This window comes from Pseudoalteromonas sp. TB51 (assembly GCF_000498055.1).
In the GTDB taxonomy this organism is placed as follows: Bacteria; Pseudomonadota; Gammaproteobacteria; order Enterobacterales; family Alteromonadaceae; genus Pseudoalteromonas; species Pseudoalteromonas atlantica.
Genome location: NZ_AUTO01000018.1, coordinates 1 through 1,908, shown reverse-complemented (window position 1 = coordinate 1,908; position 1,908 = coordinate 1). Strand labels below are relative to the sequence as shown.

Sequence of the window (1,908 nt, the reverse complement as noted above, 5' to 3'; positions counted from 1 at the left end):
CCTTTGACACCGTAACCGCCCGATTTAGTGACGTAACCACAGCCATTGCCACTATTGATGAAGCTAATACAGTACGCGATCAAGAGTTTGAATCGTTTGTGGCCGATACCATTAGTAGCTTTGATGAAGTCGCTGAAACCTTTGCAAGTCAAAATCAGGCATTCACAACACTTTCGCAAACCTTAACCAGTAAGATTGAAAACGACACCGACCAAGCAAAAAATGAAGCTATCGCCACAGCGCAAGAATACACCCGCACCGCCGTTGGCTACTGTGTTGATGCTGAGGGCAACATTACCAGCGAAAATGATGCTGTAGTCTGTGTTGATCAAGGGGGGTCTTGGGTTCAAGGCCCATTAGCTGAGTACATTTCTAACTTACAAATTAGTGATGGGGAAAGCACTGCCAGCATTAAAGAGTTAAAACAAGTCTTTAAAAAGGTAAACGGTGAGTTAGTGGCCCGTGGCGGGTGGCAATTAGACAACAATGGTCGCGCCGTGGGCGTTGTTGGCTATAACGATGGCGAAACGGGCAACCTTGACTTGGTAGGTGATGTGATCCGCCAAGGCGTGATGGTAGGCAACACGTTTGTGCCTACGTCATATATTGATAACACAGACCCCGCAAACCCTGTGCATATCTTTAAAGGCAAAATGATACTAGGGGATAATTACGCCGTAGAAAGTGAGGCGGATATCCGCGCCAAAGATGGTGCTGATGGTGCTGATGGGATGACACCCACGATTACAACAAACCCAGACGGGTCATACACCATAAGTAACGGGTCGGAAACGGTAACTATTCGTGATGGTGAAAACGCGCCAATACCAACGGTAACAGATAATGGCAACGGTACCCATACCATTACTGATGGCAGTGGTAATAGTATTGTGGTCAAGGATGGTGAAAACGGATACACCCCCGTTAAGGGAACTGATTACTTTGATGGTAATGATGGTAGTTATAACAGCTTTATTTTTACAACGGGTACAACCACACCACAAACCCCAACAGGCGGCAGTTTTGATGGCACAAATGAAATTATTCCTAACGGTTATAAAGATTCGCCCTATTTTGAAGAAGGTAAAATAACTTACGTTTCTAAAACCATGTATATAAACGTAGGTACGGCGTGGGTCAAATCCGGTTGGAGTAAACCCGCTGAGTATATTATTAAAGGGGATACGGGAGAATCCGCCTACACTAATTTAATTCGCCCACACGGCCATTGGGTAACAGGAAGATCAGGCTCTCAAGGTATCTTTTCTAAAAAGGGTACCACTGAACATAATAAAGTAATTTCAGGGCTTGGCCCCCAAGATACCTATGAAGCTATTTGGATAAGTGAACTAGCTAACCCCGAGGGAGCCGCCGGTGGTTGGGACGTTACAGTTACCGACACAGACCCCACATTATCTTATCGCTACAGCGTTTGGATGCGTGAAGAACAAGGCGAAGACCACACCCTTTACTTAGGGTGTGCACCCTGCAAAAATTTGGACAATACCGACAATAATAACCCGTACTTTTTTACAGGTAATCTACCTATAAAACAAAAGTGGTATTTAGTTGTAGGTATTTTGCATAGCAGCAATAAATCAAATGAACTTACCTCGGGCATATCGGGAATATATGACCCTGAAACGGGTGAAAAAGTCATTACCTCACCGGAGTTTAAGCAGAAGGAAGGGGTCACAACCCAAATTCACCGCGCGTTTAGGTTTTATGCCAAGAACGATAGTTACGCCATGTTTTGTAGGCCACGCCTTGAGGTAATTGACGGCGAAGAAATGAGTCTTGGCTTGTTAATGGGTCGCATTCCTAAAGACGGTGAAGACGGCAAAGACGGCAAAGACGGCAAAGATGGCCAGAACGGGCAGAACGGCCAAGATGGCACCCGTGGCTCGG

At 45.6% G+C, this 1,908-nt stretch carries 1 protein-coding gene; it reads left to right on the top strand.

Translation table 11 applies throughout. The features are described 5' to 3' along the window. A partial coding sequence (locus L650_RS24215; RefSeq protein WP_029771739.1) for a hypothetical protein occupies positions 1 to 1,908 on the top strand: 1,908 nt, incomplete at both ends.